The organism is Coralloluteibacterium thermophilum, assembly GCF_042654365.1.
In the GTDB taxonomy this organism is placed as follows: domain Bacteria; phylum Pseudomonadota; class Gammaproteobacteria; order Xanthomonadales; family Xanthomonadaceae; genus Coralloluteibacterium; species Coralloluteibacterium thermophilum.
Genome location: NZ_JBHSGG010000003.1, coordinates 1 through 15,386 on the forward strand (window position 1 = coordinate 1; position 15,386 = coordinate 15,386).

The following is a 15,386-nucleotide window of genomic DNA, read 5'->3' on the forward strand; positions in this document are numbered from 1 at the left end:
CGACCCCTCGGCGCCACAGGCCGCATGGCTGCTGGCTATGAGGGGTTCTTCAGGGCCGACGCAGTACACCATCGGCGACGGCATGGGCGGCAGCACCGTGGTGACCAACCTCGGCGACGCCATCACCAACATCGACGGCCGCACGATCAACAACGAGAGCGCCATCGGCTCGCTGGAGAGCGCGCTGGCGGAGCTGGAGGGCGGTACCGTCGGCCTGGTGCGCCAGCCGGTCGAGGACGGCGAGATCACTGTCGGCGCCCAGGTCGGCGGCGGCAGCGTGACCTTCGCCAACGTGGACGGCGACGCACGCGTGCTGACCGGCGTGGCGGACGGCGAGATCTCGGAGACCAGTCTCGACGCCATCAACGGCTCCCAGCTCTACGCGACCCGGCAGGGCGTCGGCGACGTCGCGGCGGCACTGGGCGGCGGCGCGCTCTACGACCCGGTGACGGGCGCCTTCACTGGGCCGACCTATGCCATCGGCGGGACGCCCTACACCAACGTCGGCGACGCGCTGACCGCACAGGACGCCATCGTGGCGCAGCAGGGTCAGGGCGTGGCGGGCATCGTGGGCGGCGGCGCGGCCTACGATCCGGAGACGGGCACCTTCACGCCGCCGCAGTACACCGTGGGCGACGGCGCCGGCGGCACCACCGTGGTGAACAACCTGGGCGACGCCGTCACCAATATCGACGGCCGGACGACGGCCAACGAGAGCAGCATCGCCGGCCTGGAGGAGAGCATCGCCGAGGGCACGGTCGGCCTGGTGCAGCAGGACGCCACCACCCGCGTCATCACGGTGGCGGCCGGGACGGACGGCGACACCGTGGACTTCACCAACAACGCCGGCGCAGCGCGCGTGCTCACCGGCGTCGCGATGGGCGACATCTCCGAGACCAGCACCGATGCCATCAGCGGTGCGCAGATGTTCGAGATGCGCCAGACCCTCGCGCAGACCTATGGCGGTGGCGCCACGGTCGACCCGATCACGCGCGAGTTCAGCGGCCCGGTCTACATCCTGGCGAGCGGTGCATACACCAACGTCGGCGACGCCCTGCTCGCGCAGGACAACCTGGTCAGCACCCAGGGCAGCACCACGGCGGCGGCGCTGGGCGGCGGCTCGACCTACGACCCCGCGACCGGCACTCTGAGCGCCCCGACCTATATGGTGGGCGGCACGCCGGTGACCGGCGTGGAGGGTGCGATCACCAACATCGATGGCCGCACCACCAGCCTCGAGGAGAGCCTGGCGGAGGGCACGGTCGGCCTGGTGCAGCAGGACGCTACGACCCGCGTCATCACGGTGGCGGCCGGGACCGACGGCGACACGGTGGACTTCACCAACAACGCCGGAGATGCGCGCGTGCTGACCGGCGTGGCGGACGGGGAGATCTCGGAGACCAGCCTCGACGCCATCAACGGCTCGCAGCTCTACGCGACCCGCCAGGGCATCGGCGACGTCGCGGCGGCACTGGGCGGCGGCGCGCTCTACGACCCGGTGACGGGGGCCTTCACCGGGCCGACCTATGCCATCGGCGGGACCGCCTACACCACCATCGGCGACGCGCTGGCCGCACAGGACGCCATCGTGGCGCAGCAGGGCCAGGGCGTGGCGGGCATCGTGGGCGGCGGCGCGGCCTACGACCCGGCGACGGGTACCTTCACGCCGCCGCAGTACACCGTGGGCGACGGCGCCGGCGGCACGACGCTGGTGACCAACCTCGGCGATGCCATCACCAACATCGACGGCCGGACGGTCAACAACGAAAGCGCCATCAGCGAGCTGCAGGAGAGCATCGCCGAGGGCAGCGTCGGCCTGGTGCGGCAGGCGGGCCCGACGGAGGTCATCACCGTCGGTGCGCAGAGCGGCGGTACCACCGTGGACTTCGCCAACAGCGCCGGTGAGGCGCGGGTACTGACCGGCGTCGCCGCCGCCAACCAGGACGACGAGGCCGTCAACCTGGGGCAGTTGAACCAGCAGTTGACCAACGTCTACAACCAGCTCCAGGAGGACCTGGAGACCGGAACGCTGACCCTGGCCTACTTCCAGGCCAATTCCGGTCCCGACGAGAACGACCCGTATGTCGGCGCCCTGGCCCAGGGCGACCGCTCGATCGCGGTGGGGCAGAACGCGATGACCCAGACCGGGGCCGAGCGCGGCCTGGCGCTGGGCGCGGATGCCACCGCCGCCCATGCCGACAGCGTGGCGCTGGGCGCCGGGTCGACGACGGTCCGCGGCGTGCAGGCCGGCTACAGCGCCTTCGGCCTGACCGACCCGCAGGACAGCGCCGGCGAGGTCTCGATCGGTACCAGCGGCAACGAGCGGCAGATCACCAACCTGGCGGCGGGCGAGGCGGACACCGACGCGGTGAACGTGGCCCAGCTCCGTGGCGTCTCCCAGACCCTGGGCGGCGCGCTCGCCGAGGGTCTCGGCGGCGGTGCCGCCTACGACCCGAGCACCGGCGCCTTCACCGGGCCGCAGTACACCGTGGGCGACGGCGCCGGCGGCACGACGCTGGTGACCAACCTCGGCGACGCCATCACCAACATCGACGGCCGCACCACGGCCAACGAGAGCAGCATCGCCAGCCTGGAGGAGAGCATCGCCACGGGTGGCCTGGGCCTGGTGCAGCAGGACGCCGCGACCCGCGTCATCACGGTGGCGGCCGGGACCGACGGCGGCCTGGTGAACTTCGCCAACAACACCGGCGCCGCACGCGTGCTGACCGGGGTGGCGCCGGGCGAGATCTCGGAGACCAGCACGGACGCCATCAACGGCTCGCAGCTCTTCGCCACCAACCAGAGCATCACCCAGGTCGTGAACAACGTGACGCAGCTGGGCGACCAGATGGCCGACCTCGAGAACCGCGTCGCCCAGATCGAGGCCGGCGGCGGTGGCGGCATCGGCGGCGGCACGGTGGACGGCGACAACAGCGTCGCCGTCGGCGACGGCAGCAACGCCACGGGCGACGACGCCCTGGCCGCGGGCGGCGGTGCCGTCGCCGACGGCAACGGCGCGACCGCCGTGGGTGCGGACTCGAACGCGGTGGGCGACAACGCCTCGGCGATCGGCTCCGGTTCGAATGCGGTCGCGGACAACGCCACCGCCGTCGGCTCGGGCGCGACCGCGAGCGGCGAGAACGCCTCGGCCGTGGGTGCGGGCTCGAACGCCGCGGGCAACAACGCCTCGGCGATCGGCTCCGGCTCGAACGCGGTGGCCGACAACTCGACCGCGGTGGGCACGGGTGCGACCGCGAGTGGCGAGAACGCCTCCGCCATCGGTGCGGGCTCGAACGCCGTCGCCGACAACTCCACTGCGGTCGGTGCCGGCGCGGTGGCGAACAATCCCAACGACGTCGCGCTGGGTGCGGGCTCGGTCAGCCGCGAGGCGGTGGGCGTGGACAGCGCCACCATCAACGGTGTGACCTACGACGGCTTCGCCGGCAGCAATCCGGTCGGCGCGGTCAGCGTGGGTGCGGAGGGCGCGGAGCGGCAGATCCAGAACGTCGCGGCCGGCCGCATCACCGCCGACTCCACGGATGCTGTCAACGGCAGCCAGATCTACTCGATCGTGGAGACGATCACGAGCATGGGCGACAACGTGGGCGAGCTCGCCGGCCGGGTCGAGGACCTGACCGAGGGCAGGGCGGGCTTCTCCCAGGTCAACAACGCCAGCGGCCGCCCGTACGCCTCCGCGTCGGGCAACGACTCCGCCGCGACCGGCGCCGGCGCCGTGGCCTCGGGCGACACCTCCCTGGCCGTCGGCACCGGGGCCACCGCCAGCGGCGACCGCAGCTCGGCCGTCGGCCCCAATGCGAATGCCGCCGGTACCGGCAGCACCGCGCTGGGCTCCGGCTCCTCCGCGACCGCCGACAACAGCGTCGCCCTCGGCGCCGGCTCGGTCGCCGACCGCGCCAACACCGTCTCGGTGGGGGCGGCCGGTGCGGAACGGCAGATCACCAACGTCGCGCCCGGCACCGCCGGCACCGATGCGGTGAACGTCAACCAGTTGACCGCGACCATGCAGGAGAACCGGGACTGGACCCGCAACTACGTCGACCAGCGGATGGACAGCTTCGACCGCAACCTCGACCGGCTGAGCAGCCGCGCCAACGCCGGCATCGCGGCGGCGGTGGCGATGGCCAGCCTGCCGCAGGCCTACCAGCCGAACCAGAACTCCATGGCGGTGGCGGCGGGCAGCTACCACGGCGAGTCGGGCTTCGCCGTCGGCATGTCGCGGATCTCGGAGGACGGCCGCTGGATCTACAAGGTCAACGCCAGCACCAACACCCGCGGCGACGGGAGCGTGGGCGTGGGTGCGGCCTTGGTGTGGTGACGCAGGACGGGCCCGCCGGCACGCGCCGGCGGGCGACAGGGACGTCGCGCGGCTCCGCAAGGGGCCGCGCTCAAACCCGAGTGACGCATGGTGGATCATGCGATTGAACGCCACCGCTGCCTATGGATCCCCGGGGTGCACTTGCGTATTTACATGGGGGTAGCCCTAGGTAGCGGGTGGCGGTCGAGGCGCTAAACTGGAATAGCCGCAAATGGCATTTTCAAGGAGGAAGTATGGGAGTTAGGAAGTTGCTTGCTGTAGCTGCGGTGCTGCTGGCAGGTTCGGTCGCGGCACAGGAAGGCGTTCAGCGGGTACTGGGTTCGCCCGGCCCTCACGTTTCCTCTGATGCTGATGCAGAGCAGCTTTCAGCCTTGGGAAAAGATCAGTTCGTAGAGTGGGTTCGGAAGGTGAGCGTGGACGGCAACGGTCTCGCCTCCGATCAGATTGTCCTTGACCTATTCGATGTCGACCTGGTGGCAGTGAAGGACGGTGAGGCGAGCGCTGCAGCCATGGGCCCCGGACGATCATCGGCCATGCAGTGGGTCGGTTTCAGCGCCGGTGCCGAGGAGGGGCCTGTACCGAATGTGCGACTCACTCTTCGCGACCAACGGCTGGTGGGTACGATTCGTCTGCCCGGTGCAAGCTACTCCATTAGGCCTCTCAGATCTGGAGCGCACGCGCTGATAAAGTGGGATCTCAGCAGGATGCAGGAAGGTGATGACGTCATTTTTCGGGAATCTCCGGAGGGGTCGAAGGATATGCCCGATGTCGGTCGGGTCGATCAATCATCAGAGTCGCCGGTGATTCGAGTGGCCGTTGGCTTCACTCCGAGAGTTGTCGGGGAGGGCACATGGCAAGATGTCGCTGATGAGTTGACGGGTGCTGTTATGGACTCTCAGCAGATCTTCGTTGCGAGCGGTGCCGGGCTTCAGTTGCAAATTGCAGCGTTTGCGCTCGTTCCGTATGTCGAGTCGACCGTTGAGCAGGCAGTATATGATCTGCGCGAAGGGCAGTTCGGTCCTTTGGGTCTCCTTCATCGCGCGCGAAATCAGGAGCGTGCGGATATTGTCGTGGCCGTCGTCGACACAGGGGCGGCAGATAACTGTGGCGGTGCGGCGCAGATTAAGGCTACGGCTGAGACTGCGCTGGTCGCAGTGCAGCGTTCTTGTATAATTAGCGGTAGCTTGACGCACGAGATTGGTCATCTTCTGGGGGCTGATCACCAGCCCGACCCCGTGCCCTCTAATCCCGCGTACCCATATGGGCATGCGTTTTACTTTTCGGCGGCCGAAGAGGATGAATCTAGTGACTGGGCGACAATCATGGCTTCCGGTTGCCACCCTCCCGGCTGTGCCAGGCTCGCCCTTTTTTCTTCCCCCAGTAACTCTCACCTGGGCATTGTCGCCGGTGATGCGGATGTTCGTGACAACGTCCGCGCGATAAACGAGACGAAGCAGTTGGTTGCTGATTTTTATCCGCCGCCTCAAGGGGGCGTTTGGAGGGTGGGCGGGAGTGGAGGTGGGCAGGTTCCGCTCTACATTCCCATCGCGCAAGAGAGCTCCGGCCACGCTATCCATGGGTTGCTGCAATAGGTGTGGCGGTTTGAAGGGGGCCGCGTTATACGCGGGCCTCTTCTCGTGGTGCTCCGTCTGGAACGGCGCGTGGTTCCGCTCATGGCGGAATAGGCAGAGGCGATGGGTGCAGTCGCCCAGGTTCCTATGCACTGAGGCTTACGGCTTGCGGCCCGCGTGATCGGGATTCGGGTCTGATCGCTGAAAGCGCCGCAGAGCTTATGATGCGGCGATGTCCGACCTGCATCCCGCTCCTCCCGCCGCCGTGGACGACGCGGCCCTCGGCGCCCTCTCGGCCCGGCTCGGCGAGGTTCTCCTCGCGCGCCACCACCGGCTGGTGACGGCCGAAAGCTGCACCGCCGGCTGGATCGCCAAGGCCGTGACCGACGTGCCCGGCTGCTCCGCGTGGTTCGACTGCGGCATGGCCGCCTACAGCTACGAGGCCAAGCAGGCCCTGCTCGGCGTGCGCCCGCAGACGCTGGAGACCCACGGCGCGGTCAGTCGCGAGACCGCGCACGAGATGGTCGCCGGCGCCCTGGCGAACTCCGGCGCCACCCTCGCGGTGGCGGTCACCGGCATCGCCGGCCCCGGTGGCGGCACCCCCGACAAGCCGGTCGGCTCGGTCTGGGTCGCCTGGAAACAGCGCGGCGGCTACACCCGCGCCACCCTGTACCGCTTCGACGGCGACCGCGAGGCGATCCGCCGCCAGACGGTGGCGGTGGCGCTCCGGGGCCTGCTGGAGCTGGTCGGGGAAGAGGGCTAGGAAGCTGGCCGCAGGGCGCAGGGCGCAGGGCGCAGGGCATAGGGCGTAGGGCATAGGGCGCAGGGCGTAGGGCGTAGGGCGTAGGGCGTAGGGCGTAGGGCGTAGGGCGCAAGTGGCCTCTGCCCTGAGCCCCAAGCCCCAGGCCCCAGGCCCCAGGCCCCAGGCCCCAGGCCCCAGGCCCCAGGCCCAGGCCCAGGCCCAGGCCCCAGGCCCCAGGCCCCAGGCCCCAAGCCCCAAGCCCCAAGCCCCAAGCCCCAAGCCCCAAGCCCCAAGCCCTACCCCCGCCGTGCGCTGCGGGTGAAGCGGGCTGCGGCTTCCAGGACCGCGTCGGTGAGCTGGTCCATCAGGGCCGAGCGCATGCGCCAGTGCTGCCAGAACAGCGGGGCCTCCTCGCGCATGCGGGTGCGCAGGACCACCAGTTCGCCGCGGTCGAGATGGTCCTGGACCAGGGGCAGGGGATTCATGGTCCACCCCAGGCCGGCGAGCGCGGCGCGGACGAAGGCGCGCGCCGAAGGCAGCCACCACACGGGCGGATTCCACGGCGCATCGCCGATGATCTTGCGCACGAACCGCGCCTGCATCGCGTCCTTGCGGTTGAACACCAGCACCGGGGCCTGCGCCAGCGAGGCCGCGTTCACGCCCCTGGAGAAGTAGCGCTCGTGGAAGGCCGGGCTGCAGGTCGGCGCGTAGGCCATGCTCCCGAGCGGGTGGATGCGGCAGCCCTGCACCGGCTCGTCGCGCGCGGTCACCGCGGCCAGCACGGCGCCCTGGCGCAGCAGGCTGATGGTGTGGTCCTGGTCCTCGGACTGCAGGTCGAGGGTGGCGGTGGTCCGTGCCGCGAACAGCACCATGGCGTCGAGGAACCAGGTCGCCAGGCTGTCGTGGTTGACCGCCACCGAGATGCTGGCGTGCGTCCGCGCCTCGTCCTGCACGCCGAGGCGCTCGAGCGCGTCGTGTTCCAGCAGGGCGGTCTGCTCCGCGAGCTGCACGAGGATCTGGCCGTCCGGCGTGGCCACCGTCGGCGTCCCGCGCTGCAGGAGCAGCCGGCCGATGCGGTTCTCCAGCGCCTTGATGCGCTGGGAGATGGCCGACGGGGTGACATGCAGCGCGGCGGCCGCCTTCTCGAAGCTGCCTTCGCGCACCACCGCCGCCAGCGCCTTGAGCTGGGCATGGTCCATTAGCGTAGCTTAAGACGATTTAGAAAAATTAGCTCTGTTTCAGGCTTGCTGCGGTGCAGGATGGCGCCCATCTGAAGGGGCAGTCCCTTCCAACGCCCCGTTTCTGGAATCCGCATGCTGTCCGCAACGCTCGCCACCCCCGCCGTCACCGCCTGGCTCACCGGCACCGCCACCGGCCTCGGCCTGTTCGCCGTGGTCGGCGCACAGAGCGCCTTCATCCTGCGCCAGGGCCTGATGCGTGCGCACCTGAAGAGCATCATCCTGGTCTGCGCGCTCACCGACGCGCTGCTGATCACCCTCAGCGTCCTCGGCCTGCAGCTGCTGACCGGCATGGTGCCGTGGCTGACCCAGGCGGTGCTGTGGTTCGGCGTCGCCTTCCTGTCGTGGTACGGCGTGCAGTCGGCCTTGCGCGCCTGGCGGGCGGAAAGCGGCCTGCAGGCGGCGAAGGTCGCCGTGCCCTCGCGCCGCGCGGCCATGCTCGCCGCGCTCGGCTTCACCCTGCTCAATCCGCACTTCTGGCTGGACATGGTGGTCATCGGCGCGCTGGCCGACAGCTTCGCCGAGACCCGGCTGCTGTTCGCGGGCGGGGTCATCACCGCCAGCGTGCTGTGGCTGCTGGTGCTTGCGGTCGGCTCGCGCCTGTTCGCGCCGCTGTTCCAGAAGGCGACCGCCTGGCGCGTGCTCGATGCGCTGATCGCCGTGGTGATGATCGGACTCGCCGCGGGCCTGCTCGCCAAGGGCATCTGATCGTTGCGTCCGGGCGGTGGTTAGTAGTATTACTACTAACATGCAGCCGCTCACCGAGACCCAGCAGTCCATCCTGCGCCTGATCGCCGACCGCATCGCGGCCGATGGCGTCCCGCCGTCGCAGACGGAGATCGCCGCGGCCCTCGGTTTCAAGGGCGTGCGCGCCGCGCAGTACCACCTGGAGGCCCTGGAGCAGGCCGGCGCCATCCGTCGCGTGCCCGGCCAGGCGCGCGGCATCCGTCTGGTGCAGCCGCCCGAGGCCGCGCTGCCGCCGGCATCGGACGCCGATGCGCTGCGGCTGCCGGTGCTCGGCCGCGTCGCGGCTGGCCTGCCCATCGGCGCCGACATCGGCAGCGAGGAGGTGGTCCTGCTCGACCGGGTGTTCTTCTCCCCGGCGCCGGACTATCTGCTGCGGGTGCAGGGCGACTCCATGCGCGACGAGGGCATCTTCGACGGCGACCTGATCGGCGTGCACCGCACGCGCGAGGCGCGTTCGGGGCAGATCGTGGTCGCGCGCATCGAGGACGAGATCACCGTCAAGCTGCTCAAGATCGGCAAGGACCGCATCCGCCTGCTGCCGCGCAACCCGGACTACGCGCCCATCGAGGTGCGCCCGGACCAGGACTTCGCCATCGAGGGCCTCTACTGCGGCCTGGTCAGGCCCAACCGGTGACGGCGCGGTCATGCCGCCCGGCCCGCGTGCGGCGAATTCCTACCGCGGCCGCGGCGGCCCGCGGGCGATGCCGGCCCGCCTGCATCCCTATCGTCGCCGGCGGCGGTGTCGCAGCCCCTGCGACGCACCCTCGCTAAGCTTCTCCCAGCACATCCGAATACCCCGAGGAAATCTTCGATGGACGACAACAAGAAGCGGGCCCTGACCGCGGCGCTCTCCCAGATCGAGAAGCAGTTCGGCAAGGGCGCGGTGATGCGCATGGGCGACAAGAGCATCGAGGCGGCCGAGGTCATCGGCACCGGCTCGCTGATGCTCGACATCGCGCTCGGCATCGGCGGCCTGCCCAAGGGGCGCGTCGTCGAGATCTACGGTCCCGAGTCCTCGGGCAAGACCACGCTGACCCTGCAGGCGATCGCGCAGTGCCAGAAGAACGGCGGCACCGCCGCCTTCGTCGACGCGGAGCATGCGCTCGACCCGGTCTACGCGCAGAAGCTCGGCGTCAACGTCGACGACCTGCTGGTCTCGCAGCCCGACACCGGCGAGCAGGCGCTCGAGATCGCCGACATGCTGGTGCGCTCGAACGCCGTGGACATGGTGGTGGTCGACTCGGTCGCCGCGCTCACCCCGCGCGCCGAGATCGAGGGCGAGATGGGCGACCAGCTCCCGGGCCTGCAGGCGCGCCTGATGAGCCAGGCGCTGCGCAAGCTGACCGGCAACATCAAGCGCTCCAACTGCCTGGTGATCTTCATCAACCAGCTGCGCATGAAGATCGGCGTCATGATGCCGGGCCAGAGCCCCGAGACCACCACCGGCGGCAACGCGCTGAAGTTCTACGCCTCGGTCCGCCTGGACATCCGCCGCATCGGCGCGGTCAAGAAGGGCGACGAGATCATCGGCAACCAGACCAAGATCAAGGTGGTCAAGAACAAGCTGGCGCCGCCCTTCAAGCAGATCGTCACCGAGATCCTCTACGGCGAGGGCATCAGCCGCGAGGGCGAACTGATCGACATGGGCGTGACCGCCAAGCTCGTGGACAAGGCGGGTGCCTGGTACAGCTACGGCAGCGAGCGCATCGGCCAGGGCAAGGAGAACGCCCGCCAGTGGCTGAAGGACAATCCCGCGGCCGCCGCCGAGCTGGAGCAGAAGCTGCGCGAGCTGTTCGTGCCCGACCTCGTCATCGGCGAGGAGAACGCGGAGGGCGTCGAGGCCTGATGGCCAGCGCATTGCTCCGCGATCCGACCTGCCCCGGCTCCGGCCGGGGCAGTGCGTTGTGCGGTCCGGCGCCCGCGGACGTGCCGGCGCCGGTCGCGACGGGCGCCGCGCGCGCAGGAGGGCGCGCGTGAGCCGCCCGCCGCCCGATCCCGTCGCCCGGGCCATCGGCCTGCTCGCCCGGCGCGAGCATTCGCGGCGCGAGCTTGCCCGCAAGCTGGTGGCCAAGGGCGTGGAGCCCGAGGCCGCGCGCGAGGCGGTGGAGACACTCTCCGGCAAGGGCTGGCAGGACGATGCGCGTTTCGCGCAGACCCTGGTGCGTACCCGCGCCGCCGGCGGCTACGGCCCGCTGCGGGTGCGCATGGAGTTGGAACAGCACGGCGTCGATACCGCCGATATCGACGCGGCGATGGCGGAGGAGGTGGCCTCCTGGCGGGCCGTGGCCGAGGACCTCGTGGGCCGGCGGTTCGCGGTCGCGGACCTGGAGGATCCGGTGCGCCGGCGCAAGGCCGTCGAGCTTCTGCTCCGGCGCGGCTTCGGGCGCGACGACGCCTACGCCGCCGTCGAGGCGCTGTGCGACCCGGACGCCTGAGCGCGGCCGTCGCGAGGGCGGCGCGCAGGGCGCGCCGATGCTAGGCTTTCCGGCCCGGTCCGCCGGGCCCGCCATGGCTTCCAGGCGCCCGCGCATGCGGGTGCCCCGCCACGTGCGGCCGCGTCCGTCCCCATCGCCAGCGCCATGCCACGCCCCGTAATGAAGACCACCCAATCGATCCGCCAGGACTTCCTCGACTTCTTCCGCGAGCGCGGACACACCATCGTGCCGTCGAGCACCCTGGTCCCCGGCAACGACCCGACGCTGCTGTTCACCAACTCGGGCATGGTGCAGTTCAAGAACGTCTTCCTCGGCAGCGAGAAGCCGGGCTACGTGCGTGCGGCGGACGTGCAGCGCTGTCTGCGCGCCGGCGGCAAGCACAACGATCTCGACCAGGTCGGCTACACCGCGCGCCACCACACCTTCTTCGAGATGCTGGGCAACTGGTCGTTCGGCGACTACTTCAAGCGCGATGCCATCCTCTGGGCCTGGGAGCTGCTCACCCGGGTCTGGGGCCTGGCGCCGGAGCGCCTGCTGGTCACGGTCTACCACACCGACGACGAGGCCTACGGGATCTGGCACGACGAGGTGGGCGTGCCGGCCGACCGCATCGTGCGCATCGGCGACAACAAGGGCGCGCCCTACGCCTCCGACAACTTCTGGCAGATGGCCGACACCGGTCCCTGCGGCCCCTGCACCGAGATCTTCTACGACCACGGTCCGGCGATCCCCGGCGGCCCTCCCGGCTCGCCGGACGAGGACGGCGACCGCTACATCGAGATCTGGAACCTGGTCTTCATGCAGTTCGACCGCCAGCCCGACGGCACCCTGCTGCCGCTGCCGGCGCCCTGCGTCGACACCGGCATGGGGCTGGAGCGCCTCGCCGCAGTGCTGCAGAACGTGCACTCGAACTACGAGATCGACCTGTTCCAGCGCCTGATCCGCCATGCGGCGGCGCTCACCGGCACCGAGGACCTGGCGAACGGGTCGCTGCGGGTCATCGCCGACCACATCCGCGCCTGCGCCTTCCTGATCGCCGACGGCGTGCTGCCCTCGAACGAGGGCCGCGGCTACGTGCTGCGCCGGATCATCCGCCGCGCCCTGCGCCACGGCTGGATGCTGGGCGTGCGCGGCGCCTTCTTCCACCGCATGCTCGAACCCCTGGTCGAGGAGATGGGCGCCGCGTATCCGGAGCTGGTCGCCGGACGCGAGACCATCGAGGCCGCGCTGGCGGCCGAGGAGGCGCGCTTCGCCGAGACGCTGGACTCCGGCATGAAGGTGTTCGAGGACGTGGCCGCGCGCGCCTCGGGCGGCGTGATCGCCGGGGAGGACGTGTTCCGCCTCTACGACACCTACGGCTTCCCGGTGGATCTCACCGCGGACATCGCGCGCGAGCGCGGCCTGCGCGTGGACATGCCGGGCTTCGAGGCGGCGATGCAGGCGCAGCGCGCGCGCGCGCGCGCCGCCAGCCAGTTCGCGGGTGCGGTCACGCTGCCCGCCGAGCTCGCGAGCACGCTCGCGCCGACCGTCTTCGACGGCTACGACGCGCATACCGGCGAGGGGCGGGTGCTGGCCATCCTGCGCGAGGGCAAACCGGTCGAGCGGCTCGACAGCGGCGACGCGGCGGTGGTCGTGCTCGACCGCACGCCGTTCTACGCCGAGTCCGGCGGCCAGGTCGGCGACCAGGGCGAACTGCTCGGCCCGGGCCTGCGCTTCGCGGTGACCGACACGCAGAAGCTCTCGGGCGCCTTCCACGGCCACGTGGGCCATCTGGAGCAGGGCACGCTCGCGGTCGGCGACACGGTCGGCGCGCGCATCGACGTCGCGCGCAGGCAGGCCACCGTGCTCAACCATTCGGCCACGCACCTGCTGCATGCCGCCCTGCGCAAGGTCCTCGGCACGCACGTGCAGCAGAAGGGCTCGCTGGTCGCGCCCGAGCGCCTGCGCTTCGACTTCTCGCACTTCCAGCCGATCGGGCCCGCGGAGCTGGCGGAGATCGAGCGCCTGGTGAACGCGGAGATCCGCGGCAACGCCGAGGTCGAGGTCCGGCACATGGCGATGCAGGACGCGCTCGATGCCGGCGCCATGGCCCTGTTCGGCGAGAAGTACGGCGACGAGGTGCGCGTGCTGCGCATGGGCGGGTTCTCCACCGAGCTCTGCGGCGGCACGCATGCCAGCCGCACCGGCGACATCGGGCTGTTCAAGATCGTGTCCGAGGGCGGCATCTCCGCGGGCGTCCGCCGCATCGAGGCGGTGACCGGGCAGGGCGCGCTGGACCACGTCGCCGAGGAGGAGCGCAGGCTCGGCGAGGCCGCGCAGCTGCTCGGCGCGGCGGGCGAGGGCATGCTCGAGAAGCTCCGCCAGGTGTTCGAGCGCCAGAAGCGGCTCGAGAAGGAGCTGGAGGCGATCAAGGCCAAGGCCGCGGCGGGCGCTGCGGGCGAACTCGCCGCCGGCGCGGTCGAGGTCGGCGGCGTCAAGGTGGTCGCCGCGCGGCTGGAGGGCATCGAGCCCAAGGCGCTGCGCGAGGCGGTCGACCGGCTGAAGCAGCAGCTCGGCGATGCGGTCGTGGTGCTGGCGTCGGCGACCGACGGCAAGGCGGCCCTGGTCGCCGCCGTCCACGGTGCGGCGCTGGGGCGGGTCAAGGCCGGAGAGCTCCTCGCCCATGTCGCCGGACGGATCGGCGGCAAGGGCGGCGGTCGGCCCGACATGGCCCAGGGCGGCGGTCCCGACGGCCCGGCCCTGGTCGAGGCGCTCGCGGACGTCCCAGGCTGGCTGCAGGCCAAACTGGGGTGAGGGACATGACCTCCGGCGCATTGCACCGGGGGGCAGCGGTTCGCTACGATCACGTGCTTCGTGGTCGCGCGGTCGCGCGGCTTTTCCCGGGGAATTATCGACCTGTTCGACGCAGGATGCGGCGATGGGCAGACCCGATGCAGGGACGTGTCGGCGAGGAGAGCTTATGTTGATTCTGACCCGCCGGGTCGGCGAAACCCTGATGATCGGCGACGAAGTCACCGTCACCGTGCTCGGTGTGAAGGGCAACCAGGTGCGCATCGGCATCACTGCGCCCAAGAACGTCGCCGTTCACCGCGAGGAGATCTACGACCGCATCCATCGCGAAGGCGAGAGCGAGGAGCCGCAGGGCTCCCGCTGACCGGATGCGGTTTACCCGGGAGCGGCGAGTCGCTATGCTGTGCGACCGCTCTCGGGGTCGTCGGCCGGTTGCATCGGCCGCGGCGTGAGAGACAGGCGGGGCGCCCAGGCGCGCCGCCACGGAACACGGAGAGTTGCCCGAGAGGCCGAAGGGGCTCCCCTGCTAAGGGAGTATGGGGTCAAAAGCTCCATCGAGGGTTCGAATCCCTCACTCTCCGCCAGCCTTAGCGAACGCCGCCCCAGGGCGGCGTTCGCGTGCGACGACACGGTGCGGGATCGTGCCGTCGCATGGCATCTGCGACACGACGTCGATGATGAAAAAGTCGTTGACGGACGATGTGGCAACGCTTCATAATCTCGCTTCTGCGCCCGTAGCTCAGTTGGATAGAGCACCAGGCTACGAACTTGGGGGTCGGGAGTTCGAATCTCTCCGGGCGCGCCATACGGCAGGAAGGGTGCTTCGGCACCCTTTTTGTTCTGGCCGGCAGCATGCTTCGCACGGTGTTGACGGTCGGTGGCAGGCAGTGGCGGTAGGTAGGTGTGCGGGACGGACTTCGGGGTATAGCTCAGCCTGGTAGAGCGCCAGCTTTGGGAGCTGGATGTCGAGAGTTCGAATCCCTCTACCCCGACCATCCGCAGACGGTCGCGGCGCGAGGTTGGCGATGCGGCCGGGCTTGAAGGGTGCGAAGATCCATCCGGGCGCCTGTAGCTCAACCGGATAGAGCATCGGCCTTCTAAGCCGAGGGTTGCAGGTTCGATTCCTGTCGGGCGCGCCATCCGCATGCTGCAGGTCGTAAGATGTTCCGATGTGGTGGATGTAGCTCAGTTGGTTAGAGCATCGGATTGTGATTCCGAGGGTCGCGGGTTCGAGTCCCGTCTTCCACCCCACACATGCGATAGGGCATAATGTCCGTTCGCAGCCGCCGCGGCGGCAGGTCTAAGATGGGCCGTTAGCTCAGTTGGTAGAGCAGCTGACTCTTAATCAGTAGGTCCAAGGTTCGAATCCTTGACGGCCCACCATCTTCGAAGACCCGACGCGTTCGTCGCTGTAAGCGCGAGAGTGGCGGAATTGGTAGACGCGCTGGATTTAGGTTCCAGTGGGGAAACCCGTGAGAGTTCGAGTCTCTCCTTTCGCACCAGCGATGTTCTGCGGGGTGCGGGGCG

The 15,386-nt window shown here is 69.9% G+C and carries 10 protein-coding genes and 7 tRNA genes; 16 read left to right on the forward strand and 1 reads right to left on the reverse strand.

What is annotated here, in order from left to right; genetic code table 11:
* Window positions 1-37: 37 nt before the first annotated feature.
* From ACFO3Q_RS02300 to ACFO3Q_RS02310, 3 genes are all read left to right on the forward strand, one after another.
* A complete protein-coding gene (locus tag ACFO3Q_RS02300; RefSeq protein ID WP_377003000.1) occupies window positions 38-4,336 on the forward strand; it encodes a YadA-like family protein in 4,299 nt (1,432 codons plus the stop codon).
* A gap of 233 nt (window positions 4,337-4,569) precedes the next feature.
* Window positions 4,570-5,928, forward strand: coding sequence for a zinc-dependent metalloprotease family protein (locus ACFO3Q_RS02305; protein ID WP_377003002.1), 1,359 nt, complete (start codon window positions 4,570-4,572; stop codon window positions 5,926-5,928).
* Window positions 5,929-6,139: 211 nt separating this feature from the next.
* Entirely contained in the window at window positions 6,140-6,670 is a 531-nt protein-coding gene (locus tag ACFO3Q_RS02310; protein ID WP_377003003.1) for a CinA family protein, read from the forward strand.
* A 275-nt stretch (window positions 6,671-6,945) separates the two neighbouring features.
* Here the strand turns inward: ACFO3Q_RS02310 and ACFO3Q_RS02315 are convergent, their stop codons facing one another.
* Window positions 6,946-7,848 carry a LysR family transcriptional regulator ArgP gene (locus ACFO3Q_RS02315; protein ID WP_377003004.1) on the reverse strand — a complete coding sequence of 301 codons (903 nt, stop codon included), beginning with the start codon at window positions 7,846-7,848 and terminating at the stop codon, window positions 6,946-6,948.
* 114 nt (window positions 7,849-7,962) lie between these two features.
* Between ACFO3Q_RS02315 and ACFO3Q_RS02320 the strand changes: the two genes are divergently transcribed.
* The 13 genes from ACFO3Q_RS02320 (at window position 7,963) to ACFO3Q_RS02380 (ending at window position 15,361) form a co-directional block, all read left to right on the forward strand.
* The gene (locus ACFO3Q_RS02320; RefSeq protein ID WP_377003005.1) at window positions 7,963-8,595 is read left to right on the forward strand and encodes a LysE/ArgO family amino acid transporter; all 633 of its coding nucleotides are present in this window, start codon (window positions 7,963-7,965) and stop codon (window positions 8,593-8,595) included.
* A gap of 40 nt (window positions 8,596-8,635) precedes the next feature.
* A complete protein-coding gene (gene lexA, locus ACFO3Q_RS02325; RefSeq protein WP_377003006.1) occupies window positions 8,636-9,268 on the forward strand; it encodes a transcriptional repressor LexA in 633 nt (210 codons plus the stop codon).
* Between the two features lie 177 nt (window positions 9,269-9,445).
* A complete protein-coding gene (recA, locus tag ACFO3Q_RS02330) occupies window positions 9,446-10,480 on the forward strand; it encodes a recombinase RecA (protein ID WP_377003007.1) in 1,035 nt (344 codons plus the stop codon).
* A gap of 127 nt (window positions 10,481-10,607) precedes the next feature.
* Window positions 10,608-11,069 carry a regulatory protein RecX gene (locus ACFO3Q_RS02335; protein ID WP_377003008.1) on the forward strand — a complete coding sequence of 154 codons (462 nt, stop codon included), beginning with the start codon at window positions 10,608-10,610 and terminating at the stop codon, window positions 11,067-11,069.
* A gap of 144 nt (window positions 11,070-11,213) precedes the next feature.
* Entirely contained in the window at window positions 11,214-13,862 is a 2,649-nt protein-coding gene (gene alaS / locus ACFO3Q_RS02340; RefSeq protein ID WP_377003009.1) for an alanine--tRNA ligase, read from the forward strand.
* A 166-nt stretch (window positions 13,863-14,028) separates the two neighbouring features.
* On the forward strand, window positions 14,029-14,223 hold the full coding sequence (gene csrA / locus ACFO3Q_RS02345; protein ID WP_377003010.1) for a carbon storage regulator CsrA: 195 nt from the start codon (window positions 14,029-14,031) through the stop codon (window positions 14,221-14,223).
* 127 nt (window positions 14,224-14,350) lie between these two features.
* A tRNA-Ser gene (locus ACFO3Q_RS02350) sits at window positions 14,351-14,443 on the forward strand.
* A gap of 144 nt (window positions 14,444-14,587) precedes the next feature.
* Window positions 14,588-14,664: transfer RNA gene (locus ACFO3Q_RS02355), tRNA-Arg, on the forward strand.
* Between the two features lie 113 nt (window positions 14,665-14,777).
* Window positions 14,778-14,854, forward strand: a tRNA-Pro gene (locus tag ACFO3Q_RS02360).
* A gap of 67 nt (window positions 14,855-14,921) precedes the next feature.
* Window positions 14,922-14,998: transfer RNA gene (locus tag ACFO3Q_RS02365), tRNA-Arg, on the forward strand.
* Window positions 14,999-15,033: 35 nt separating this feature from the next.
* Window positions 15,034-15,110, forward strand: a tRNA-His gene (locus tag ACFO3Q_RS02370).
* A 56-nt stretch (window positions 15,111-15,166) separates the two neighbouring features.
* Window positions 15,167-15,242: transfer RNA gene (locus ACFO3Q_RS02375), tRNA-Lys, on the forward strand.
* 34 nt (window positions 15,243-15,276) lie between these two features.
* Window positions 15,277-15,361 (forward strand) — tRNA-Leu (locus ACFO3Q_RS02380).
* The last annotated feature ends 25 nt before the right edge of the window (window positions 15,362-15,386 follow it).